Genomic DNA, 23,707 nt, shown 5'->3' with positions numbered 1-23,707 from the left:
TACGCGGGATTGTTGCCAGGAATTTTAAGCGATTCCCGTCAGGCGTCGGTTAAAACCAGACAATGACAAAACTGCCATTTTCGCGGCGTCGAATCGAAGCCGTTTTGCCTTTACGCGTCAGTTCAGCGATACGCTGTCTGGCGATGTCACTATCCTCTTCATGCAGTTGGCTGAGCAGAATTTCAGGCGTATCCATGAGCTTTCGCATTTGCACAGGATTCAAGCGTTTCTGCATCTGAAGACGTCCGAACTGAAATTGGTCAATGTGCTTTTGTATTTCCACACTGACTTCATCGTAGCTGTTTTTAATCATGGAGGCGGTTGGTAGCCTGATGTCGTGCCGGTATTTTTTATCACGGTTATTACGTAATACGGCGGTTTCTATTTTCTCGGCGACTTTCTCCGCCAGGATCTCCAGCCTCTGGCCAGTGCGCCTTTTCCAGCGGTACCAGGAGAGTTCGCACGATTTTTCCTGGTGCCATTCAAGATAAGCTTCTTGCAGAAGCGCCAGCCCATAAACATATTTAATTCCCTGGGCCAGGTTATCAATTTTTATCAGGCGTGCACTCTGGAGCAGTCGAAGGTCCGCAAAGTCGGGCTCGTTAAGTTTTGATGCCGATGAGATCCGCATAAATGTGCTCTGGTCACAGGCTAACTGTTTTTCAGCTTCGAGATTCGCGTTATGTCCCCGGCTTAACTGATAGCGGACATGTTCCACGATTTCATCGACATGCGCTTGTGTCATGTCCGGATTAAGACGTATAGAAAAATTAAGTTCGTTTTTAATTTCAACATGACGTTGGGGTGAATAATTGTCCTGGAATTGCATCATCATGACCTCTTCCATTTCCGCTTTTGAGATATCAGGCGAAAAGGGGACGGCATGGCGGTAATAAGCATTTTCAGGGATGTCAACTTGCTCAGTCGCGTAATGAAAAGAGATGGGCAAATAGCTGTCATAAGAGCGGATATGGTCGGTAACGGATACGGGAGATGTGATTTGAGTAATATACCCGCCGTCAAAAAAATCGTCCCATACTCTGTCAAAACCACTCTTTTCCTCCCATCGTTGTAGCTCACGATAGAGGGAAATATAGTCATGCCAGTGGATCAGTAACGCGGGGGGATAGCGATAGGGGATGCTGGACTGAAAGGTTTTATAGTTATTAAAGATGCCGTTAACCCCTTTCTTTAGCTGAGTGCTCAATTTATCGTCTGGCTCTTCTATTGAACGCTTAAGGTAGTCTACGCCGTTTTGCATACGGGTTTTGAGTGCAGCCATCGGTGGGCGGACGACCACACAGTTAAAAATTTCTTCTTTGAACCGATTGAGGGTCTCGCTATCTGTGTAATCACTAAGAAACTGGAATGTACGCGAGATGTCCGCGTAAATCTCGATGATACGTGTGAACTCCTCCGGGAACTGTTTGATCACCGCCAGCTTATAGACCTCCTTTGCCAGAAGATCCCGGATGGCAGAGAGCGCATTCTTTCTGTTGTTTTCCAGTATTTTTCCCATTTGATACTCACTCTGTTCTCGCTGCCCTAAACCGCAAAATGTAGCGTAAGTAATTATGCAATAACAGGCGCTATTATATCGGTTAAATGAGGATTTATTGCGAAAAATGGATGGGTATATTTTCCTCCGGGAAGCGCAGAATGCCCTGGCCCGAGGTCTTACAGCATCGCTGCGTTTTAAACGTGAACGAGTAAAAAGAGGTAGTAATCAATGAGTAACAATACGAACATCCATGTCTTTACCGATGAGACGCTGGCCGAGCATGACTTTGAAATTGCGGTAAAAGTGAATCAGGCAACCACAAAGCATGTTGCGAGACAAATGGTGCGGATGACCGCGCCGCAGCAGGTACGTGCTCAGTCGCATCGGGGCATCGAGGAGTTGATGTTTGATGAACAAACGCTGGACACGATTCTGGCGCATATTCCTCGCTGACTTGCGGAAAGCTCGGTTTGCGATGTGCTGCAATTATCCGTAGAGCCATGTCATCCAGAATGATGTTGAAAGTTGCTACAAAGGGTACCCATGACGGGTGCCCTTTGTGCGATCTGCAGTCTGGTACCAGGGAGACGGGTCTGTTCTGAACGGTGAGTCCAACGGGTCGATGGACACTATCCCTGATACCCGGCTAAATATGCTTCGTTATAACAACGTGATAAGGTTAAAAACCTGCCATAATGGCAGATTCCTTTCATTCTTAATTAGAGATTTGCAACGTTATGATAGACTTTTTGAACATCATCGTCATCTTCAAGGGCATTAACAAGACCTTCAAAGATTTCTAAATCTTCTGGTGAAAGTTCAACTTCAGATTGAGCAATCATTTCTAATTCTGTTGTTGAGAATTCAGTAATACCTGCTGCTTTTAGCGCTGCAATTCCTTTGTGAAGGTCCGTAGGTTCAGTATAAATAACGATGTTTCCTTCTTCTTCGGTTACATCGCGAACATCAACTTCAGCTTCAAGCAAAATTTCAAAAATATGGTCAGGGTCTGTTCCTTTAAATACAATCACGCCAGTATTGTCAAACATATAGCTTACAGAACCTGCCGCGCCGATATTGCCGCCTTTTTTATTGAAAATTGTGCGGACATTAGCAATCGTACGGTTAACATTCGACGTTAACGTTTCAGCGATAACCATTGCACCATTGGGGCCAAAGCCTTCATAACGCCCTGGCACGAACGTTTCATCTCCACCACCTTTGGCTTTATCAATGGCTTTATCAATAACGTGTTTTGGGACCTGTGCTTGTTTTGCACGTTCAATAACGAACTTTAAAGATGTGTTTAATTCAGGGTCTGGTTCACCTTGTTTAGCCGCGGCATAGATTTCTACACCGAACTTTGCATATACGTTAGATGTTGCACCGTCTTTAGCCGTTTTTTTAGCAACAATATTGGCCCATTTACGTCCCACTGGAATAGTCCCCTCGAAAATTTAATCACAAAGCATACAGGTTAATAACCTGCGTGCTTTTCCTCGTACATTATATCATGATATGTAAATTCTCGTCTATGAGAAACAAAAATATCCCATTTCATGGAGTGTTGTTTTAATACTATCAATTGTTAATATTATGGATAAACTATATTCGAAATGTTTCTGATTCTTTTTCTATTCTTAATTGTTGAACCGCAGCAATAATACATACGACAAGAGAAACAAAAGTGATTAACCTGGCAAAATACCTTTTTAAAGGCTTTCGATAACGCATTAACTAAACAGCTATCAAAATGCTGGGTCTGGCATTATGCAGGCCACAGGAGAGATCGGATTATGAAGGTTGTCATTTCAAATGGCATTCATGCAAGTACCGCCTTCGCCTTATATAACACGTTCACGTCTGCTGTTGGCTCGCAGAGGATAGACTGGCTGGTCCTCAGGTCTGCTATGAACGATAAACGAAGGTCAGAAGCGCCTGAAAACTCGCTATCAGAAGAAATACTCTTTATTAACTACTCCATGAAATACCTTTTGGTGATAGGGTTATATTTCTCAATAACAGGAGATAAAACTAATGATTGTAAGAACCTGGCACGGCTGCGTTCCACTTGAACATGCGGATGGCTTTGCTATGCATCTGGAGAAAACAGGAGTAGAGCATTCAAAGAGCATCCCAGGAAACATAGGCGCGTTTGTTCGCAGAGAAACGCAGGGTGGTTGGGAACATTTTTTTCTTGCTACCTACTGGCAGGATCTCCAGTCGGTGAAGGCGTTTGCTGGAGAAAACTATCACGTGGCGGTCACCTACCCGGATGACGAAGAATTTGAACTACTTTCTGATCCTTACGTTTTCCAGCATGTTGTTGAGTCCGTCTCACCCCTTTAATCCCATGTCGGGGCAACCTGTCTGTAACCCGGAAGTTTAATAACACCCGTACTAATTACTATCAGCAACGTTCGCTCATGGCACATAGCCGACGTGATATTGATTTCCCCTGGCGACGAGTTTTGCCCAACATTTCAAAGAAAATGTGGGCAGCATGTCGATGGACTACCCTATGCGTTAGCGCATGTTGTTGGCCTGCGATCGTCTGAAAAATACCGAAACATCGTCGTACTGATTGCCAACGCGTTGGATTACGAGTCTGACAGTGCGTTTGGTAAAGTCTTTAAACGTCTGATGGGCTGTTCACCCAGATTGCACCGCCAGGTAAGCGGCAGCAATTAAAAATCCACGCCAGGCGTGGATTTTTAAGGGGGCGATAGCAGGGGATTAGTGTTCACGCCTTGCCATCAACAGTGCCAGGTCGACGAGGCGGTTGGAGAATCCCCATTCATTGTCATACCACGCCAGAATTTTGACCATATTTCCGCCAATCACCAGCGTCGACAGGCCGTCGATAATGGAAGAACGCGGGTCGCCCTGGTAGTCGCTTGAGACGAGTGGTTCATCGCTGTAACCGAGGATCCCTTTCAGTGGTCCCGCTGCGGCGGCTTCACGAAACGCATTATTGACCTCTTCCGTCGTCACATCCCGCTCAAGTGTTACGGTTAGATCGACAATGGAAACCACCGGAACCGGTACGCGCAGCGAGTAACCGGTCAAACGACCATCCAGCTCAGGAATGACTTTGCCAAGCGCCTTCGCGGCACCGCTGGAGTAAGGCACAATCGACAATGCGGCAGCGCGAGCGCCACGAAGGTCTTTTTCCGGCTGGTCATGCAGCGCCTGACTGTTGGTATAGGCGTGGGTGGTGTTCATCAGACCATGCTTAATACCGAAATGCTGGTGCAGAACCTGCGCGGCAGGTGCCAGACCGTTAGTGGTGCAACTACCGTTGCTGACCACGACGTGTTTATCCGGGGAGTAGAGGCCATCGTTAACGCCCATCACGATGGTTAAATCTTCGTTTTTACCGGGGGCGGAGATAATCACGCGCTTTGCGCCACCGCTGTGGATATGCACCGCTGCTTTGTCACGGTCAGTGAAGAAGCCGGTTGCTTCAATAACAATATCAACTTCGCTTTGACGCCATGGGATGTTGGCGGGGTCGCGTTCGCTGAACACGGTAATGGGTTTACCGTCAACGACAAGCTGCCCTTCACCGGCGGTGACGTCGGCATCGAGTTTTCCGAGCAGCGAATCGTATTTCAGCAGATGCGCCAGTGTCTTACTGTCTGTCAGATCGTTGATTGCCACAATCTGAATATCCGGGTTACCCAGCGCTGCACGCAGTACGTTGCGTCCGATACGGCCAAAACCGTTAATACCGACCTTTACCATGATCAACTCCTTATCTGTTGTCTCTGAAGGTAATGTAGGTCGGTCATCAGTTGGCGTAAATGACAAAAAAGGATCACTTTACGCCATTTTACGACAGTGAAAGCGCTGACGATATTCTCCCGGCGTGAGCTGGAGCTGTTTCTCAAACAGTCGCCGTAGGTTAATGCTGCTGCCAAATCCCGTTTGTTCAGCGATACGATCCAGCGTCTCGTTGGTCTGCTCCAGACGCTGTCGTGCAGCAGCCAGACGGGCTTCGGCGACGTAACGGGCCGGCGAAGCGCCGGTTTCCCGGGTAAACACGCGGGTGAAATTACGCGGGCTCATGGCGACTTTTGCCGCCAGTTTATCCACACTGAGGTCGGCGGTGAGGTTTTCGAGCAGCCAGGCCTGTAGATCGCTAATGGGGCCCTGGGTACTGCTCTGCTGAAGGTTGTAGCGGCTAAACTGCAACTGGCCTCCGGGTCGGCGCAGGTACATGACGAAGTCCTGAGCGATGTCGCGTGCCAGACTGAAGCCGTAGTCCTCTTCAACCAGGGCAAGCGTCAGGTCAAAGCCGGAACTGACTCCGCCTGACGTCCAGATGTGTTCGTCCTGAATGTAGAGCGGACCGCCTTCGACGCGCACCTGAGGGAATTCTGCCTGCATGGTTTCCAGTAGCTTCCAGTGGGTGGTGGCTCGTCTGCCGTCCAGCAGTCCGGTTTGCGCCAGCAGCATCGCGCCGCCGCAAATGGATGCAATGCGGCGGGCATGGGGAGCGGCAAGGCGCAGCCAGTCAACCACTGCAATCCCTTCCTGCGGATTTTGACCTCTGCCGGTGATAATGATGGTATCCAGAGGCTCACGAGGGTCAATTTCATGCAGACGATGATCTGCCAGTAAATTTAAACCAGACTGACCATGGATCACCTGATGCGGTTGAGTTGTTGCTAGCTGCACCTGGTAACAGATGTCCGTAGCACCTTCCGGATGCAGGCGATTGGCCTGCATCAGAATGTCGGCAATACCAGCGGATTCAAACAGCATACCGCCATCGGGGACAATGATGAGTATCTTCTTCATGTCCTGAAAAGTAATCTTTTTACAGAATAAGTCAACAGCACAGACGCAGATGGAAGCGGTCTTATCCCTGCCGCAGAGACTGTCCCGCCTCTGACCGCCAGTAAACGGGCGGTGAGTCGTGACAATAAGCGGCGAAGAGAGGGTCAATCAATTCATCAGGCTGGCGTAGAGGCATTCGCGGTGGTCCTGACCCCCGACAGAGGCATTACTGACATTGGCGTTTACTCAACGGGCAACCGGCATTGCGGCGCCATGCGCCGGGAGCCTGACCATACTGACGCTTGAAGCTGCGGTTGAATGACTGCTGAGAGTCAAAGCCCAACGCGATCGCCACGTTCAAAATCGGTTCGTCGCTGTGGGTTAAGCGTTCAACCGATTTTCGCAGCTTTTGCGCGCGAATATACCCGGCGATGGGATAACCCGTATGTTCTTTGAAAATGCGTTGAAGGTGCCATTTCGAATAACCGGCTCGTCTGGAAACGGTGTCGATGTCCAGGCGGTTATCAAGGTTGTTATTAATCCAGTCGAGTAAATCGTGAATAAATGCGCCAGTGTTCATCTCACTTCCCCCGGGCTGCGTATCAAAAAGCATCTTTATCTGTTGCATTTAAAGGTGGCTCCTTTTGAAAATAATTGCAAGTTTTATTGTTACATTTAAATCCCTACCTGAAACAAGTCTTTTCACATCCGCTCAAATAGCACATAAAGTGCAACAATTATTCTTGCACTTAATTAAGCGCCTTCCTACAATCGCCGAGATAGTGTATTTGCAACTGTTACAGTTTTGTGGTGATGAACGACACAAATGGCCTTAAGTCAGCTACCGGACAAAGGAGGTGGCGCGGCGTCTCCCGCAGCGTCTTGCCCGGCGGCTACCAATACCGGAATAAAAATAATGAGCCTGCAAAAAACCTGGGGTAATGTTTATCCGAGCGCGCTGGGGGCGATGTTGCTCTCTATGTTGCTTGTCGGATGTGATAACAGCGTCGCGCAAAACGCCGCGCCGCCTGCGCCCGCCGTCAGTGCTGCTGACGTGGTCGTAAAATCCATTAGCCAGTGGGATAGCTTTAACGGTCGGATTGAAGCGGTGGAGAGCGTCCAGCTACGCCCCCGCGTCTCTGGTTACATTGATAAAGTGAATTACACCGACGGTCAGGAAGTGAAAAAGGGCGAGGTGCTGTTCACGATTGATGACCGAACCTATCGCGCGGCGCTGGAACAGGCGCAGGCGAACCTGGCAAGAGCTAAAACGCAGGCAAGCCTGGCGCGAAGTGAGGCGAACCGCACCGATAAACTGGTCAACACGAATGTGGTATCCCGCGAAGAGTGGGAGCAGCGCCGTTCGGCTGCCACCCAGGCGCAAGCCGATATTCGCGCTGCCCAAGCGGCGGTTGACGCCGCGCAGCTGAATCTGGACTTCACCAAAGTCACCGCGCCTATTGACGGTCGCGCCAGCCGGGCGCTGATCACCAGCGGGAACCTGGTGACTGCGGGCGACAGCGCCAGCGTCCTCACCACGGTGGTCTCGCAGAAGACGGTTTACGTCTATTTTGACGTGGACGAGTCAACCTATCTCCACTATCAAAATCTGGCCCGCAGCGGGCAGGGGGCGTCCAGCCATCACACGGCGCTGCCGGTTGAGATTGGCCTGACGGGCGAGGAGGGCTATCCCCATCAGGGCAAAGTGGACTTCCTGGATAACCAGCTGACGCCGAGTACCGGCACCATCCGTATGCGCGCGCTGCTGGATAACGCGCAGCGTCAGTTCACACCGGGACTTTTTGCCCGCGTACGCCTGCCGGGTAGCGCGGAATTCAAAGCCACGCTGATTGACGACAAAGCGGTGCTGACCGATCAGGATCGTAAGTACGTGTATATCGTGGATAAAGAGGGTAAAGCACAGCGTCGTGATATTACGCCGGGGCGTCTCGCCGCCGGCTTACGCATCGTGCAGCAGGGACTGAACCCTGGCGACAGAGTCATCGTCGAGGGCTTACAAAAAGTGTTTATGCCGGGTATGCCGGTTAACGCCAAAACCGTTGCCATGACCGCCAGCAGCGCCCTCAACTGATCCCTTGACCTGAGAATCCAACCCATGGACTTTTCCCGCTTTTTCATCGACAGGCCGATTTTTGCCGCGGTGCTGTCGATTCTGATTTTTATCACCGGGTTAATCGCCATCCCGCTGCTGCCGGTGAGCGAATATCCTGACGTCGTGCCGCCAAGCGTGCAGGTGCGCGCGGAATACCCCGGCGCCAACCCGAAAGTGATTGCCGAGACCGTGGCGACGCCGCTGGAAGAGGCGATTAACGGCGTTGAGAACATGATGTACATGAAGTCCGTCGCGGGTTCCGACGGCGTGCTGGTGACCACCGTCACCTTCCGTCCGGGAACCGACCCGGATCAGGCGCAGGTTCAGGTGCAAAACCGCGTTGCGCAGGCCGAAGCGCGTCTGCCGGAAGACGTGCGGCGTTTGGGCATTACCACCCAGAAACAGTCCCCGACGCTGACGCTGGTGGTGCATCTGTTTTCGCCCAACGGTAAGTACGACTCCCTGTATATGCGTAACTACGCCACGCTGAAGGTGAAGGACGAGCTGGCGCGCCTGCCGGGCGTCGGCCAGATCCAGATTTTCGGCTCGGGTGAATACGCGATGCGCATCTGGCTGGATCCCAACAAGGTGGCGGCGCGCGGGCTGACCGCGTCGGATGTGGTGACAGCGATGCAGGAGCAAAACATACAGGTGTCCGCCGGGCAGCTTGGTGCCGAGCCGCTGCCGAAAGAGAGCGATTTTCTGATCTCCATTAACGCCCAGGGCCGTCTGCATACAGAAGAAGAGTTTGGCAATATTGTCCTGAAAACGACGCAGGACGGTACGGTCGTCCGCCTGCGCGACGTGGCGCGTATCGAAATGGGGTCCGGCAGCTATGCGCTGCGTTCCCAGTTGAACAATAAAGACGCGGTCGGGATTGGTATCTTCCAGTCGCCGGGGGCGAACGCCATTGATTTGTCTAACGCGGTACGCGCGAAAATGGACGAACTGTCCACGCGCTTCCCGGCAGATATGAAGTGGGCGGCACCTTACGATCCGACGGTCTTTGTACGTGATTCGATTCGTGCGGTGGTGCAAACGCTACTGGAAGCGGTGGTGCTGGTGGTGCTGGTGGTGATCCTGTTCCTGCAAACCTGGCGCGCGTCGATTATTCCGCTGATCGCGGTGCCGGTTTCGGTGGTGGGTACTTTCAGCATTCTCTACCTGCTGGGCTTCTCGCTGAATACCCTGAGTTTGTTCGGGTTGGTATTAGCCATCGGTATCGTGGTGGACGACGCCATCGTGGTGGTGGAAAACGTCGAGCGAAACATTGAAGAGGGGCTTGCGCCGCTTGCGGCAGCGCATCAGGCGATGCGAGAAGTGTCCGGGCCGATTATTGCGATTGCGCTGGTGCTGTGTGCGGTGTTTGTGCCGATGGCGTTTCTCTCGGGCGTCACCGGGCAGTTCTACAAGCAGTTTGCGGTGACGATCGCGATTTCCACGGTCATCTCTGCCATTAACTCGCTGACGCTCTCTCCGGCACTGGCGGCACTGCTGTTAAAACCGCACGGCGCGCCGAAAGATTTCCCGACCCGGCTAATCGATCGTCTGTTCGGCTGGATTTTCCGTCCGTTTAACCGCTTTTTCCACCGCAGCTCGAACGGCTATCAGGGGCTGGTGGGTAAAACGCTGGGACGACGCGGCGCGGTATTTGCGGTGTATCTGCTGCTGCTTTGTGCCGCAGGCGTCATGTTTAAAGCGGTGCCCGGCGGGTTTATCCCGACGCAGGATAAGCTGTATCTGATTGGCGGCGTGAAAATGCCGGAAGGTTCGTCGCTGGCGCGCACCGACGCGGTGATCCGCAAAATGAGCGAAATCGGGATGAATGCCGAAGGCGTGGACTATGCGGTTGCGTTCCCGGGGCTGAACGCGCTGCAGTTCACCAACACGCCGAATACCGGGACCGTCTTTTTTGGCCTGAAGCCGTTCGATCAGCGTAAACATTCCGCGGCGGAAATTAACGCGGAGATCAACGCGAAAATTGCGCAAATTCAGGAAGGTTTTGGCTTCTCCATTCTGCCGCCGCCGATATTAGGGTTGGGGCAGGGCTCCGGGTATTCGCTGTATATCCAGGATCGCGCAGGTCTGGGTTATGGCGCGCTGCAAAACGCGGTGAATACCATGTCCGGGGCGATTATGCAGACGCCGGGAATGCATTTTCCGATCTCAACTTATCAGGCTAACGTTCCGCAGCTGGATGTACAGGTCGATCGTGATAAGGCGAAAGCGCAGGGCGTGTTGCTGACCGACCTTTTCGGTACGCTGCAAACCTATCTGGGCTCGTCGTACGTGAATGACTTCAACCAGTTTGGCCGTACCTGGCGCGTGATGGCGCAGGCTGACGGGCAGTTCCGCGACAGCGTGGAAGACATAGCCAATTTACGCACCCGTAATAGCCAGGGCGAAATGGTGCCAATTGGCAGTATGGTGAAAATCACGACCACCTACGGGCCGGATCCGGTAATCCGCTACAACGGCTACCCGGCGGCGGATCTGATTGGCGATGCCGACCCGCGCGTGCTCTCGTCTGCGCAGGCGATGACGCAGCTGGACGCGATGTCTAAGCAGATCCTGCCGAACGGGATGAACATTGAATGGACGGATCTAAGCTTCCAGCAGGCCACCCAAGGCAACACGGCGCTGATCGTCTTCCCGGTCGCGGTGCTGCTGGCGTTCCTGGTCCTGGCGGCGCTGTATGAAAGCTGGACGCTGCCGCTGGCGGTGATCCTTATCGTCCCGATGACCATGCTCTCCGCGCTGTTTGGCGTCTGGCTGACCGGTGGCGATAACAACGTGTTCGTGCAGGTGGGGCTGGTGGTGCTGATGGGGCTGGCCTGTAAAAACGCGATTCTTATCGTGGAGTTTGCCCGCGAGCTGGAAATTCAGGGCAAAGGCATTATGGAAGCCGCGCTGGAGGCGTGCCGCCTGCGTTTACGTCCGATTGTGATGACCTCCATCGCCTTTATTGCCGGGACTATTCCGCTGATCCTCGGCCACGGCGCGGGCGCAGAAGTGCGCGGCGTCACCGGGATCACGGTCTTCTCCGGGATGCTGGGCGTGACGCTGTTTGGTCTGTTCCTGACGCCGGTGTTTTACGTGACGCTGCGTAAATTCGTTACGCGCGGTAAACCGATAAGGGATATTTTGCCGGTTTCTTAAGGAATTGCACATAACAAAAAACCGCCTTCACCGTTAAGGCGGTTTTTTTGCAGTTAAGGAAATAATTAATGCGCTTTTTTAGACTGGGTATCAATCTCAGGGACCGGATCGCACCCGCTGGTATCGGCTTTTTTGACCTTCTCCAGCGCGCTTGCCACGGTATGGCGAGCTAATACCTCTAACGAAGCTTGCTCCGCTTCATCGGCGATAGATTTGAAGTACCAGCAAGCGTTGGCGCTGACCACGCAGCGAGCCGGTACGTCAGGACGCGATGCCCATAGCTTTTTATCTTCGATAACAGAAAGGTAGATATCACGCAGGGTGATCTCTTCCGCCGGGCGACCAAGATGAATAGAACCGTTGCGGCCAAGCGTTGAGACGATGATACCGTCACGCGTGAGCGGAACCATTAATTTGCGAATAAAGCTCGGATTTGCTTCCAGACCATAGGCCAGAATTGCACTTGTCGAACGTTCACCCGACTGCTCCGCCATCGCTACGCTGAGAACCATCTGCAAAGCTGTCGGGAAGCGGTAATCTAACATTTTATTGTCCTGGGTTGCGGTGAATCTTGTTCTTTTTGGCACCGCGGAGGTGGATAATCAGTAAGCATCAATATAACAAAAACGGTAATTTTTTTGAAGCAGTCAACATTTGACCTGACATGCCAGACGAACAGCCTGGGATCTCAGTCCAGAGAATCAGACACTGAAACGATGTTATCGAACCAAAGGATTGAAACCCTGTTTTACACATTGTTATAAACCCAGGTGACGTCAAATAATTCTGTGCTGAACGTGGTTTGTATTCGTTATAGCCATACTCATATTCAGTGGTGAGTTTCTTTGCCTGAACAATATCGCCGAATCTGCGTTCACTTATAACACCAAATGTACGCTATACGTAGGGGGGCAAAATATCATCAATTCAGGTCTGTGGAGTAAAAATATCAGTCTATCCTTTCTGAAACTTTCAATGGATTAAAGCCTGTCGTTTAAGAATAGTGGTGTTTTCTTTTTATCGGAATACGTTAGTATCAATGTTAACTATTTTCGATGCAATTAATGGAAGTGGGTTGAGGGGGTATCATTAGATTAATATGGAATCGGTTGTTGTTTTTTTATTCTTTTGTTTCCGGTATGAAATTATGCGATAAAAATTGAGTTGTCTTTTTCAATTAAAAAACAACATGATACGGTTTGTTTTACACGCGATTTCCTGTCTCGTTTCACAATGTCAATGTTTTTCTAAGAGAATGGTCACGTTAAAGTCCTCTCCCTTTCTGCCGATAGATACGCTGGCACATGTTTAAAACATGATCAATTTCAATATGTTAGCTTGACTCCGCCCTTAAGTCGAACGCTCCCGGCATTGTTCTGGTTTTTTCAACGGGTGGCAGGGAAAAGGTGACTTTTTTTGTATGAGATAGCAAATGAAAATAAATGATTTTGGTGTTGGTACCCGAATGGGAGTTGGCTTCAGTATTGTTCTCACCCTTGTCGTTATTATGGCTGTAACGGGGATCGTTAAATTAAATGGCATATTGAAAGAAACCCATGCTATTACGGACAGGTTGCTGGTGCTGGAGCGACTCACGGGGGCGTGGGGGGCGGCAATTGACTATAATGGTGCGATGGGGCTATCTGTACTGACTTCCTCTGATGATGGAATTAAAAAATTTGCCCAGTCAAAGATGAAGGTAATGTCAGAGCGGGTGAGTGCCATTCAGAAGGAACTGGCAGAATTAATTGTCTCTGATACGGGTAAGTCACTCCTGGCGACCGTGGGAGATAAAAGAAAGCTGTACATCGATATCCGCAATGAGGCGATTCGCATCAGTGAACAAGGGAATGGTGATGCCACCAATGCATTTATTCGCCAGAAACTCATTCCCGCCATGGAGGTCTATTCCGGCAGCGTAAAAGCACTGGAAAATTACGATAAAGCGCAAATTGATGAAGCCAGTGAGTCCATTCAGGAGAATGGCTCAGCGGCAATTCAGGCTCTGATTGTTCTTGGCGTCATCGCTATTGTCGTCGGCAGTCTGTTAGCGTGGTTTATCACACGCGGGATAACTCACCCATTGCTGTCAGCCGTTAATGTGGCTCGGGAAGTGGCGTCCGGTAATCTGGGTATCGACGTCAAAGTGGAATCCCGAGACCAGCCTGGACAACTGATGCTCTCCCTGAAGGAAATGACGGAGAGTCTGCGTAATACGGTACGCAAGGTTCGTGAAGGGGCCAACAGCATTGCGTTAGCCGCGGCTGAAATTAATAGTGGTAACACCGATCTGGCCTCTCGCACGGAAGAGCAAGCGGCAGGGGTAGAAGAGACTGCCTCGACGCTGGAAGAGCTGACGGCAACTATTAACAATACTGCAGCAAACACGGCGCAGGCGCATCGTTACGTGAGTGAGACAGCCTCTGTCGTGAAACAGAATGGCGCCGTTATGAGTGAAGTGTCTTCCCGGATGCAGGAAATTTACGATTCCTCATCAAAAATGGCGGACATCATCCAGGTTATTGATGGTATAGCCTTCCAGACCAATATTCTGGCGCTGAATGCAGCAGTGGAAGCTGCGCGAGCGGGTGAATCCGGACGTGGTTTTGCTGTGGTGGCTGGAGAAGTCCGAACACTGGCACAACGCAGTGCGTCAGCTGCCCGTGAAATTAAGGAATTGATCGATGATTCTGTCTCCCGTATTGCCTCTGGCCGCAATCTGGTTGAAAAAGCAGATGCTGGCATGATGGGAATTGTTTCCAACGTCCAGAACATGACTCAACTGATTGAGGAAATCGCACAAGCGAGTCGGGAGCAAAGTGATGGGATTGCCCAAATCAACAGTGCGATGGGACAGATTGATACCACCACACAGCAAAATGCCGCGCTCGTTGAAGAGTCAGCTGCAGCTGCCTCTTCAATGCAGGAGCAGTCTCGTGTACTCCAGGATATGGTCAGCGTGTTCAGTCTGAATGAGGAAGGAATACAACCAGTAAACATGACCTCAGAAAAACGTGTTAGTCGCCAGAGGGAGAGGAATAATGGCGAAAAATACGTGGTGTCCAAAAAGATAGCTTCAGAAACAGACAACTGGGAAACGTTCTGAGCACCCTAATACGAAAAATCCACGCAATTGCGTGGATTTTATAGTTTTTTGTGATTCTCATGAGATTCAGCGAAATCTCATGAGACAACAGAAACGAATTAGACGTTGAACAGGAAGTTCATCACATCGCCATCTTTAACGATGTAATCTTTCCCTTCAGCACGCATTTTACCGGCTTCTTTCGCGCCTTGTTCACCTTTGTAGGTGATGAAGTCGTCAAACGCGATCGTCTGTGCGCGGATAAAGCCTTTCTCAAAATCGGTATGGATTTTACCTGCCGCCTGCGGTGCGGTGGCGCCGACAGGAATGGTCCATGCACGCACTTCCTTCACACCAGCGGTGAAGTAGGTCTGCAGGTTCAGCAGCTTGTAGCCAGCACGGATCACGCGGTTCAGGCCCGGTTCTTCCAGCCCCAGTTCCTGCATGAACTCGTCGCGCTCGTCATCGTCGAGTTCAGCGATGTCCGCTTCAACGGCGGCGCACACCGGAACCACGACGGAACCTTCCTTCGCGGCAATTTCACGTACCTGATCGAGATACGGGTTGTTTTCGAAACCGTCTTCGTTCACGTTGGCGATATACATGGTCGGTTTCAGCGTCAGGAAGCTCAGGTAGCGGATCGCCGCTTTATCTTCATCAGTCAGATCCAGAGAACGCAGCATGCCAGCTTCAGAGAGTTGCGGCAGGCATTTTTCCAGCGCGGCCAGCTCGGCTTTTGCGTCTTTATCGCCGCCTTTGGCTTTCTTCTGTACGCGGTGAATAGCGCGTTCGCAGGTATCGAGATCCGCCAGCGCCAGCTCGGTGTTGATCACGTCGATATCTTCCGCCGGGTTCACTTTGCCCGAAACGTGAATAATGTTGTCGTTTTCAAAGCAGCGCACCACGTGGCCAATCGCTTCGGTTTCACGAATGTTGGTCAGGAACTGGTTACCCAGACCTTCACCTTTGGACGCGCCTTTTACCAGACCGGCAATATCAACAAATTCCATTGTGGTCGGCAGGATACGCTGCGGTTTAACGATCTCAGCCAGCTGCTCCAGACGCGGGTCGGGCATCGGCACGACGCCGGTATTCGGCTCAATCGTACAGAATGGGAAGTTTGCCGCTTCAATACCGGCTTTGGTCAGCGCGTTGAACAGGGTAGATTTCCCGACGTTGGGCAAACCGACGATACCGCATTTGAATCCCATGATTTAAATCACCTTAATATCTTAATAATCAACCTGTTGTAGAAAACAGATTGTAGAAATGGAAATAACTTTGCCTATTATACACAGCGTACGGCAAAAATGCCGCACATCACTGCTTATTGCGCTTTAAAGGCGTGCAATCGATTCGTTGCTTTGGTCAAACCGTCTTTGAACCATACCTCAGTGCAACGCGCCGCTTCGTCAATCGCGTCGTCAATTAACTTCTGTTCTGAAACAGGCGGTTTGCCTAATACAAAGCCGACAACTTTATTTTTATCGCCCGGATGACCGATTCCGACACGTAAGCGATGAAAGTTAGGGTTATTGCCGAGCTTGCTGATAATGTCTTTCAGCCCGTTGTGTCCGCCATGACCTCCGCCGAGTTTAAATTTTGCCACGCCAGGGGGAAGATCCAGTTCATCGTGGGCCACTAAAATTTCGTCGGGATTGATGCGATAAAAACTCGCCATTGCGCCGACCGCTTTGCCGCTCAGATTCATAAACGTGGTGGGAACTAATAAACGGACATCTTCACCTTCCAGACTGACTCTGGAGGTGTAGCCAAAGAATTTCGGCTCTTCGCGCAGAGGAGCACGCAACCGCTCTGCCAGTAAATCGACGTACCATGCGCCCGCATTATGTCGGGTGGCTGCATATTCAGCGCCGGGGTTCGCCAGGCCGACAATCAGTTTAATCGTCACGTTTTTATCCTGAGTGTTTCAATAACTGGCGCGTAGTTTACTGTCTGTCGCCCCGCTTGACAAAGCACCGTGTCACTTTACCCGGAAACTGAATAATTGCCTGTATTGATTATTGGAAAGTCAAGGTGTTCAGAGGCTTATTTGTAAAGATTTGTTGAATAATGGGGTGTAATTGTGATCGCAGGCGCACTACCAAAGTGGTGCGTTGTCTATACTTTACACATATGGATTAGGGGTATTCCCTGAAGCAACCCAAAAGTTCCGGAGGTGACACATGAAACGCAAAAACGCTTCGTTACTCGGTAATGTGCTCATGGGTTTGGGGTTAGTGGTTATGGTGGTTGGTGTGGGTTACTCCATTTTAAACCAGTTGCCGCAATTTAACCTGCCACAATTTTTCGCACATGGTGCAGTGCTCAGTATCTTCGTCGGCGCCATTTTGTGGCTGGCGGGTGCCCGCGTAGGGGGGCATGAACAAGTCAGCGACCGCTACTGGTGGGTGCGCCATTACGACAAACGTTGCCGCCGTAACGATAATCGTCGTCACAGTTAACGTTCCCTGCAAGATAATGACCAGCCAGCATCAGGCTGACTGGTCACGGTTTGCGATTTCTTTATCACGTTATTGTTGTGCGCGTCTTTTCATCCGCAGCATCATCCATAATAACGCCAGCATGATGGCGAGATACCCCATGACGTACATTCCCTGATGTTTTCTCGCCGTCAGGTCGGGATCGGCCGCCCAGGTCAGAAAGGCGGTGACATCCCGTGCGTATTGTTCTTCAGTTTGCGCGACATGCGATTCTGACTGCCATTCGATTTCGCCGTCCGCCAGCGGTTTTGGCATGTTAATCACCCCACCAGGATAATAACGATTCGCCTTCAGTTCCGGGTCATCAGGCAGATAACCGGTTAAGAGCGCGAAGAGGTAATCCGCGCCTTGCTCAGTGTAGGGAATAAACGCGTCCAGCAGAAATTGCGGAAAGCCGCGATCGTAGGTTCGGGCGCGAACGATATAACTTAAATCCACGGGCAGGGCGCCGTTATTCAGGTGTCTCGCTTCCTGATCGTTGAGATAAGGCGAAATAAAGCTGTCGTTCAGGGTGCCGTCCCGCTCACCGGGTTGACCGTCATCCTGAATAATCGGAAAGACATAGCCGCTGGCGAGATTTTTCGCGTCTTCTGTCGTTAGTTCCGGGCCGCCGGGTTTGGTCAGCGTGCGAAACGTCAGGTATTTCATGCCGTGACAGGCCCGACACTTCTCTTCATAGACCTGCAAACCGCGTCGCAATTGCGCCTTATCATATTCTCCGGAGAGACCGCTGAAGCTCCACTCCTGGCGCGTGGGAACAGGCTCTTGCGCGAATGTGGGGCTCATCGCGCAGAGTACCACCCACAGCATGCTGCATCTGAGTAATTGTCTCATCATCTTCAGTCCTGCTTTTCCAGAAAACGACGACAGGGCAGCACCAGTAAAAACCAGGCGAAATAGCCGATTGTCGACAGTTGCGAGACCGCGCGGATCCATCCCTCTTCATTACGAATGCCCTCCGTCAGATCGGGGCCAACCAGGGCTTTTGATCCCAGCCACCCAAGAAAACAGACGTTCAGCACCCACAGCCAGAAACCCCATTTCACCCATTTGCTGTAGTGACGAAAACGTGCGCGGGAGGTATCCAGCCACGGCAGAAAATAGAAGATCAGCACCGCGCCGCACATCGCCACCAGCCCGACGAGTTCGTTCGGGAAGCAGCGCAGAATGGAAAAGAAGGGGAGAAAGTACCACTCCGGGGCAACAATCGCCGGAGTCACCGTGGGATCCGCCGGGATGAAGTTATCCGCGCTGCTCAGATAGTGCGGCGCGAAGAACAAAAACCAGGTGAACAGCATCAGGAATAACGTGATTTTAATAGCATCTGCATCCGTGATTCGGTAATCGAAGAGCAGACGACGAGACGCTTTCTCGCTGAAGGCCCGTTTCATCGCGTGAGCAAAGGCCGACTGTACCGTACGGATGTGGAAAATCGTCATCACCACGACCACAACGGGAAGAATAAAGTGCAGGACGTAAAAGCGCCCAAGCGTAGGGGTGCCAGGCGCATAGCCGCCTACCAGCAAGGTATACAACCCGTCGCCCACTACCGGAATAGCGCGGGCGAAACTGGTGATCACCGTCGCTGCCCAGTAGCTCTTTTGCCCCCAAATCAGGCTGTAGCCAAGAAACGCGGTGATCATCAGCAGCACGTACAACGTGACGCTAACCATCCACATCGTCACATACGGTCTGCGGTAGACGCTGTAATACATGCCACGGAAAATATGCAAATAGCAGGCAAAGAAAAACAGCGATGCGCCGATGGCGTGCATATTGCGCAGCAACTCTCCGTGACTGACCGCGCGCATGATGTGGATGATGGAATCAAACGCCAGCGATGTCGTCGGGACGTAAAACATCGCCAGCACGATACCGGTCAGGATCTGTATTCCCAGCATCACCAGCAGGATCGCACCAACGGCAAACAGCCATACACCGGCGATGGAGCGCGGGAAAGGAATGCGCCAGCAGATCATCTCACACGTCCTTAGCGCCTATACGCACGGTCAGACCATCAGGATGAAAGGCAAACTCAGGAACGGCCAGATTAGTGGTTGCGGGGCCGCGGGTGACCCGTCCGGACGTATCAAACTCCGAACCGTGACACGGGCAAATCCAGCCCTGTCCACCGGGTCTGGTATTGGGAACACAGCCGGCATGCGGACAATACCCCTGAACAACCAGCCACTGCGGATAGTCAGACGCGACCCGTTCGCTGTCCGATTGCGGATCGACAAGCGTGCTGTGGTCACCCGTGTGGGCCGCGACGATCTCTTCCGGCGTGCGATGATGGATGAGGATCAGCTTCCCTTGCCAGATGCGTCTGAGGGTTTGTCCTGCGGCGATCCCCGCCAGCGAGACGTCTATCGGCTCATTTTCTCCGCGCGTTGTTTCGTCCGGCCCTAATGCGGAAATTAACGGCCAGACGGCGGCGGTCACTCCCGCTGCGCCAACAAATTTTGTCAATTTGCACAGGCAGTTGCGTCGTTGCTGCTGAATGTCTTTATCCGGCTGTTTGTTCTCCACCACCACAGCGCTCTCCCTTACTGTTTATCAATACGCGAATAGATATCCTGGAAGCGCTTATTAGCGATCCCGGGGGCCGTAAACGCGCGATAGCTGTCCGGCAGGGTGGCGTTGCCGACTTTAATCAGCATGACCATCCCTTGCGCATAATGCGGGGTGCATTTAATGCCGTAGAAGCCCGCGTTGTCATACTTCACTGCGATCTCCTCATCGATTTTGCCGATAAATCCCGGGTAGCCCGCAGGTGACAGTTCAGCAATCGAGGCTGCGTTGTGACTCTTATGTTTGCGGATAAATTTCACCGTATCACCAGGCTGAATCTCCAGGTAGTCTGGCTCATAGACCATGGGGCCTGCTGAACCGCGATTCTTCATCAGTACTTCGTGGGTTTGCGCGAAGGCAGAAGCGGTAAGGACCAGCAAACACAATACGTTCAGGCTCTTTTTCAGAGAGTTCATGGGGGGCTTCCTTAGGTTTCTTCAGGTCTTTGATAACGAATAAAACAGTTCGCACCATGGCGATCGCGCTCGACGATGGCGTCAATGCCAAACCAGGCGCGGAGATTCTCGCGGGTGAAAATGGTGCAGGGACGGCCCTGCATTTCCAGACGACCGGCGTTCATCACGATGATGCGATCGCAGAACATGGCCGCATGATTGAGATCGTGGAGAGCGGCGACAACCGTCAGTTTTTCGCGTTTCACCAGACTGAGAAGGCCAATCTGATGTTGAATGTCGAGGTGATTAGTGGGCTCGTCCATCAGTAGCAGTTGTGGCTGCTGAGCGAGCGCGCGGGCAATATGCAGGCGTTGTTTTTCGCCGCCGGAAAAGGTGTGCCAGCAGCGATGGCGAAGATGCTGAAGATCGACTTTCTCCAGCATGGTCTGGACGATATCGTCATCGTTGTCCGACCACGGATTCAGTAGGCTCAGCCACGGGGTTCGCCCCAGCGAGACGGCCTGTATCGCGGTCAGGCGCTCACTGGTTTCTGCCTGCTGCTCAACCAGCGCGACCTGCTGCGCCAGTTGACGACGTGAATAGCGATGCAGCGCTTTTTGCTGCAACAGGATGTGACCGGCGGTGGGCTTCAGCAGACCGGCCAGCAATGAAATCAGCGACGTTTTCCCGGAACCATTGGGGCCGATAATGCCGACAAACTCACCCGGCGCCACGCTGAGTGAGACGTCATTGACGATCACTTTGCCTTTCACCTGCCAGTGCAGACTTTTCGCCTGAATTATCGCGTCGCGGATGGCAACCGGAGTCGGTACAGGATTGACGGTCATTTGGTCGGGTTTCCTCTGATCAGGATGATGGAGAACGCGGGCGCACCGACCAGGGCCGTAATAACGCCGATAGGCAGAACTTGTCCGGGGAGAAGCGTGCGGGAGATAACATCGGCGACGATCAGGAAAATGGCGCCGATCAGCGCGCTGACAGGCAGCAAACGATGGTGCTGATTGCCTACCAGCAGACGGGCGGCGTGAGGGATCACCAGTCCCACAAAGCCAATAGCGCCGACGATGGAGACCATAATGGCCGTCATACCCGTTACGGCGGCAATCAGCACGCCACGTGTGCGTTTTACCGGAATCCCCAGTGAGGCGGCGGACTCCGCGCCAAAAGAGAAGGCATCCAGATGGCGGGCATAACAGAAGCATATCGCAACGCCAACTAACGCTGTGGGGATCGCCAGCACCACATCCGGCCAGCGGACGCCGCTCAGATTCCCGAGTAACCAGAACATAATGCCGCGTGCCTGTTCCGCGTTAGCTGAACGGGTGATGATCAGCGAGGTCAGCGCATTGAATAACTGGGAACTGGCAATCCCGGCGAGAATGATTTGCGTCGTCACCCCACCGCCTTGTCTGCCGCCTGCCGCTACCGCCAGAAGGGCCACAAACAAAAAGGCAGTCAGGGCACCGACAAATGCGCCGAACGACATGCTGATCATCCCGGCGCCCAGTCCGGTCAGCGCAACCAGCACCGCACCGGTTGATGCGCCTGCGGAAATGCCCAGCAGATACGGCTCGGCAAGCGCATTGCGCAGTAACGACTGTAAAACCACGCCGGACACGGCCAGGCAGGCGCCACAATTGGCGGAGACCAGCGCACGGGTCAGGCGATAGTTCCAGACGATCCCGGCATCCAGCGCATCAACCGGATAATCGGTATCAAACAGATGGTTTGCCAGCGTGTTGAATACGTGCTGCCAGGGAATAAACGTCTCGCCAATGGCGATCCCTGCCAGCAGGACGCCACACATCAGCACGCTAACCCAGAGGGCGTGGCCGCAAACATTGACTGCCAGCCGACTAACGGCGTGACGTGGCCTGCGTAAATCGCTCATAGTCACCTGCGTTTCGGAGTGCGCAACACGCGCCAGCCCCGTCAGGAACTGGCGCGAAACGAGGGTTAATGCGCGGCTTGAGGATGCGCTAAACCATACTCAACCAGGGCGTCAGCCAGTTTTTCAACACCGTCAATCGTTCTGATTCCGGCATTCATGGTCTGTACATCAATCACGGGTAAATGATCGGCTTTTACGGCGGGGATCAGCTGGGTGACCGGGTCGGATTTCAAATAATCCATTTTCACCTGCCAGTCATCGGCCGGGAAACGTCGACGACTCATTTCCCCCAGCACAATCACTGTCGGTTGGGCTTTGGCGATGGTTTCCCAACCGACCGTTGGCCATTCCTCTGCGGAATCAATGACGTTTTTGATACCCAGGGTCTGCGCAATCCAGGCAGCAGGCCCTAATTTCCCGGCGACATACGGATCCAATTGCAGGTCGGCGCTGGAGAACCAGAAAACGGCAGAGACACTGTTGTCCATCCCGGCGATTTTGTTCTTCGCTGCCGTTTCACGTGCTTTGAGGCTGGCAATCAGTTCTTCGCCCTTATCCTGAACGTCGAAGATCCTCGCTAAGTCGGCCACTTCCTGATAGACCATTGCGATATCAAACATGCCTTTGCGCACGCCGTCACCGCCATCTTCGTTATCTTTCGCGCAGTCTGCCGGTGCGGTATAGACCGGCACTTTCAGTTCGCTGAACTGTTCATAAGACGCCACCGTGCCCGCAGGGCCGATCTGCCATTCGAACTGGCTGGCGACCAGATCCGGTTTTTTGGCAATGATGCCTTCGAAGCTGGGGATGTTCTGCGCAATAACCGCAATCTTGTCATTTGCCGCCTTATACGCGTCGGGAACGGGCCCGAACCACAGCGATGTGCCTACCACGCGATCGGCCAGGCCCAGCGCATACAGGATCTCAGTGCTGTTTTGTCCTACGGTGGCAACACGTTTTGGCGCTGCGTGAAATGTCATATCCCGACCACAGTTTTTTATCGTCAATGGATATTCCGTTTTGGCTGCATGAGAAAGACCTGAGGTGAGAAACAGTGCGGCACCAGCAACAACCAGAAGCATTTTTTTATAAGGTAAAGAGGTAACATTAGCGTGCATTATTATCATCCCGTTCATGCCAGAATCTGAACGTCTGGTCATGGATTATATCGTTCCATATATCGGGAGAGTTCATGACGATAGATGACAGGACATCGTGAAATTTATGCATGACGTTATGCAAATAAAGAAAGTCAGCGGTTCAGTCAAGGATCTGATTCACTCTTTCACGGTGCCTAATATCAAATAATTCATCACATGGACCATCCCGTCCACTCAATGGGGTATAAATTTGACAGCAGGTCTCCTGACTCACGGTAATCAGAATATCGGCCTTCCCATAAAGATTCGCTTTACAGTGACCTGCAACAAAATATGCTGCACGAGGATATTCTGTATCCGCCTACAGTTGCGGGGGCAGTCATGGAATGGGATTGCAATAATCCGCACCATGTTCCTATTCATTACAATGTTGGTGCAATGAAATACTGTCGAAAAAGACTGTATCGGCATTTGTTAACAAGATCAATCGCAAGGGGAAAGACGAATTTTATTGAGTGGGATAAATTTTAGTTGTTGTGTATCAATGTGTTATGTTTTTTTTGAGGATGAAATTGCGGATGT

Annotated in this window: 21 protein-coding genes and 1 riboswitch; of the genes, 6 read left to right on the top strand and 15 right to left on the bottom strand. The window is 52.0% G+C overall.

Going from position 1 to position 23,707, the window contains the following annotated elements; genetic code table 11:
* Nucleotides 1-49: 49 nt before the first annotated feature.
* Nucleotides 50-1,519: a hypothetical protein gene (locus HVZ37_RS12195; RefSeq protein WP_181627553.1), complete on the bottom strand. Its 1,470-nt coding sequence runs from the start codon at nt 1,517-1,519 to the stop codon at nt 50-52.
* 210 nt (nt 1,520-1,729) lie between these two features.
* Here HVZ37_RS12195 and HVZ37_RS12190 point away from each other — a divergent pair, with 210 nt between their 5' ends.
* A complete protein-coding gene (locus HVZ37_RS12190; protein WP_043000456.1) occupies nt 1,730-1,954 on the top strand; it encodes a hypothetical protein in 225 nt (74 codons plus the stop codon).
* Nucleotides 1,955-2,220: 266 nt separating this feature from the next.
* Here HVZ37_RS12190 and HVZ37_RS12185 read toward each other — a convergent pair whose 3' ends face one another.
* Entirely contained in the window at nt 2,221-2,937 is a 717-nt protein-coding gene (locus HVZ37_RS12185) for a YebC/PmpR family DNA-binding transcriptional regulator (RefSeq protein ID WP_043000457.1), read from the bottom strand.
* A gap of 601 nt (nt 2,938-3,538) precedes the next feature.
* Between HVZ37_RS12185 and HVZ37_RS12180 the strand changes: the two genes are divergently transcribed.
* Nucleotides 3,539-3,850, top strand: a complete 312-nt coding sequence (locus HVZ37_RS12180; RefSeq protein WP_043000459.1) for a hypothetical protein — start codon at nt 3,539-3,541, stop codon at nt 3,848-3,850.
* A gap of 387 nt (nt 3,851-4,237) precedes the next feature.
* Here HVZ37_RS12180 and gap read toward each other — a convergent pair whose 3' ends face one another.
* The 3 genes from gap to HVZ37_RS12165 all read right to left on the bottom strand — a co-directional run bounded on the left by gap (nt 4,238) and on the right by HVZ37_RS12165 (nt 6,866).
* Nucleotides 4,238-5,248, bottom strand: a complete 1,011-nt coding sequence (gene gap, locus HVZ37_RS12175) for a type I glyceraldehyde-3-phosphate dehydrogenase (RefSeq protein WP_043000460.1) — start codon at nt 5,246-5,248, stop codon at nt 4,238-4,240.
* A gap of 78 nt (nt 5,249-5,326) precedes the next feature.
* On the bottom strand, nt 5,327-6,307 hold the full coding sequence (locus HVZ37_RS12170; protein WP_043000461.1) for a helix-turn-helix domain-containing protein: 981 nt from the start codon (nt 6,305-6,307) through the stop codon (nt 5,327-5,329).
* A gap of 205 nt (nt 6,308-6,512) precedes the next feature.
* Entirely contained in the window at nt 6,513-6,866 is a 354-nt protein-coding gene (locus HVZ37_RS12165) for a helix-turn-helix domain-containing protein (RefSeq protein WP_043001911.1), read from the bottom strand.
* A 336-nt stretch (nt 6,867-7,202) separates the two neighbouring features.
* Here HVZ37_RS12165 and HVZ37_RS12160 point away from each other — a divergent pair, with 336 nt between their 5' ends.
* Complete coding sequence (locus tag HVZ37_RS12160) at nt 7,203-8,378, top strand: efflux RND transporter periplasmic adaptor subunit (protein ID WP_044263763.1); 1,176 nt, start codon at nt 7,203-7,205, stop codon at nt 8,376-8,378.
* Between the two features lie 24 nt (nt 8,379-8,402).
* Nucleotides 8,403-11,558 carry a multidrug efflux RND transporter permease subunit OqxB gene (gene oqxB, locus HVZ37_RS12155; RefSeq protein WP_181627552.1) on the top strand — a complete coding sequence of 1,052 codons (3,156 nt, stop codon included), beginning with the start codon at nt 8,403-8,405 and terminating at the stop codon, nt 11,556-11,558.
* Between the two features lie 65 nt (nt 11,559-11,623).
* Here oqxB and HVZ37_RS12150 read toward each other — a convergent pair whose 3' ends face one another.
* Nucleotides 11,624-12,103, bottom strand: coding sequence for an Rrf2 family transcriptional regulator (locus HVZ37_RS12150; protein ID WP_044257678.1), 480 nt, complete (start codon nt 12,101-12,103; stop codon nt 11,624-11,626).
* A gap of 887 nt (nt 12,104-12,990) precedes the next feature.
* On the opposite strand from HVZ37_RS12150, the gene HVZ37_RS12145 reads away from it, so the two are divergent.
* Entirely contained in the window at nt 12,991-14,664 is a 1,674-nt protein-coding gene (locus HVZ37_RS12145) for a methyl-accepting chemotaxis protein (RefSeq protein ID WP_181627551.1), read from the top strand.
* A 98-nt stretch (nt 14,665-14,762) separates the two neighbouring features.
* Here the strand turns inward: HVZ37_RS12145 and ychF are convergent, their stop codons facing one another.
* Nucleotides 14,763-15,854, bottom strand: a complete 1,092-nt coding sequence (gene ychF / locus HVZ37_RS12140; protein WP_043000470.1) for a redox-regulated ATPase YchF — start codon at nt 15,852-15,854, stop codon at nt 14,763-14,765.
* Nucleotides 15,855-15,970: 116 nt separating this feature from the next.
* Complete coding sequence (pth, locus tag HVZ37_RS12135) at nt 15,971-16,555, bottom strand: aminoacyl-tRNA hydrolase (protein ID WP_043000471.1); 585 nt, start codon at nt 16,553-16,555, stop codon at nt 15,971-15,973.
* A gap of 274 nt (nt 16,556-16,829) precedes the next feature.
* On the opposite strand from pth, the gene ychH reads away from it, so the two are divergent.
* Nucleotides 16,830-17,108 (top strand): stress-induced protein YchH, encoded by a 279-nt coding sequence (gene ychH, locus HVZ37_RS12130; protein ID WP_012132144.1) that lies wholly within the window; start codon nt 16,830-16,832, stop codon nt 17,106-17,108.
* A 69-nt stretch (nt 17,109-17,177) separates the two neighbouring features.
* Here ychH and HVZ37_RS12125 read toward each other — a convergent pair whose 3' ends face one another.
* From HVZ37_RS12125 to HVZ37_RS12095, 7 genes are all read right to left on the bottom strand, one after another.
* On the bottom strand, nt 17,178-17,981 hold the full coding sequence (locus HVZ37_RS12125) for a cytochrome c1 (RefSeq protein WP_044267231.1): 804 nt from the start codon (nt 17,979-17,981) through the stop codon (nt 17,178-17,180).
* 5 nt (nt 17,982-17,986) lie between these two features.
* On the bottom strand, nt 17,987-19,126 hold the full coding sequence (locus HVZ37_RS12120; protein ID WP_181627550.1) for a cytochrome b N-terminal domain-containing protein: 1,140 nt from the start codon (nt 19,124-19,126) through the stop codon (nt 17,987-17,989).
* A 1-nt stretch (nt 19,127) separates the two neighbouring features.
* The gene (petA, locus tag HVZ37_RS12115; protein ID WP_044267229.1) at nt 19,128-19,679 is read right to left on the bottom strand and encodes a ubiquinol-cytochrome c reductase iron-sulfur subunit; all 552 of its coding nucleotides are present in this window, start codon (nt 19,677-19,679) and stop codon (nt 19,128-19,130) included.
* A 14-nt stretch (nt 19,680-19,693) separates the two neighbouring features.
* Nucleotides 19,694-20,134: a pseudoazurin gene (locus HVZ37_RS12110; protein ID WP_043000473.1), complete on the bottom strand. Its 441-nt coding sequence runs from the start codon at nt 20,132-20,134 to the stop codon at nt 19,694-19,696.
* Between the two features lie 11 nt (nt 20,135-20,145).
* The gene (locus HVZ37_RS12105) at nt 20,146-20,961 is read right to left on the bottom strand and encodes an ABC transporter ATP-binding protein (protein ID WP_044257681.1); all 816 of its coding nucleotides are present in this window, start codon (nt 20,959-20,961) and stop codon (nt 20,146-20,148) included.
* Nucleotides 20,958-22,025, bottom strand: a complete 1,068-nt coding sequence (locus tag HVZ37_RS12100; RefSeq protein WP_181627549.1) for an iron ABC transporter permease — start codon at nt 22,023-22,025, stop codon at nt 20,958-20,960. The genes HVZ37_RS12105 and HVZ37_RS12100 overlap by 4 nt, the downstream gene beginning before the upstream one ends.
* A 65-nt stretch (nt 22,026-22,090) precedes the next feature.
* On the bottom strand, nt 22,091-23,143 hold the full coding sequence (locus HVZ37_RS12095; protein ID WP_054176263.1) for an ABC transporter substrate-binding protein: 1,053 nt from the start codon (nt 23,141-23,143) through the stop codon (nt 22,091-22,093).
* A gap of 219 nt (nt 23,144-23,362) precedes the next feature.
* Nucleotides 23,363-23,591, bottom strand: a riboswitch (cobalamin riboswitch).
* Nucleotides 23,592-23,707: the final 116 nt, after the last annotated feature.

The sequence above is a fragment of the Citrobacter sp. RHB35-C17 genome, from assembly GCF_013816795.1.
Lineage (GTDB): Bacteria > Pseudomonadota > Gammaproteobacteria > Enterobacterales > Enterobacteriaceae > Citrobacter_A > Citrobacter_A amalonaticus.
The sequence above is the reverse complement of the archived record's forward strand: the minus strand, read 5'-3'. Positions and strand labels throughout refer to the sequence as shown.